Origin of the sequence: Luteimonas sp. BLCC-B24, assembly GCF_028550595.1 — a bacterium.
Taxonomy (GTDB): domain Bacteria; phylum Pseudomonadota; class Gammaproteobacteria; order Xanthomonadales; family Xanthomonadaceae; genus Luteimonas.
The window spans coordinates 1-548 of sequence record NZ_JAQQGN010000020.1; the positions used below are offsets into that span (position 1 = coordinate 1).

Here is a 548-nt window from a genome sequence, read left to right on the forward strand (position 1 = left end):
CCGAGCGCGCGAAGCGCGCTCGGACCAGGGCGTTACTTGATGATCTTGGCCACCACGCCGGCGCCGACGGTACGGCCGCCTTCGCGGATCGCGAAGCGCAGGCCTTCGTCCATCGCCACCGGGTTGATCAGCGTGACCACCATCTTCACGTTGTCGCCCGGCATCACCATCTCGGTGCCTTCCGGCAGCTCGACCGCACCGGTGATGTCGGTGGTGCGGAAGTAGAACTGCGGACGGTAGCCCTTGAAGAACGGGGTGTGACGGCCGCCCTCGTCCTTCGACAGCACGTAGACTTCGGCTTCGAACTCGGTGTGCGGCTTGATCGAACCCGGCTTGCACAGCACCTGGCCGCGCTCGACGTCGTCACGCTTGGTGCCGCGCAGCAGCAGACCGGCGTTGTCGCCCGCCTGACCCTGGTCGAGCAGCTTGCGGAACATCTCGACGCCCGTGACCGTGGTCTTCTGGGTGGCACGGATACCGACGATCTCGATTTCCTCGCCGACCTTGATCACGCCGCGCTCGATGCGGCCGGTCACCACGGTGCCGCG

The 548-nt window shown here is 66.6% G+C and carries 1 protein-coding gene; it reads right to left on the reverse strand.

The features are described 5' to 3' along the window. Window positions 1–32 precede the first annotated feature (32 nt). The coding region (locus tag PQS31_RS17020; RefSeq protein ID WP_272764019.1) for an EF-Tu/IF-2/RF-3 family GTPase at window positions 33–548 on the reverse strand (516 nt) is incomplete at its 5' end.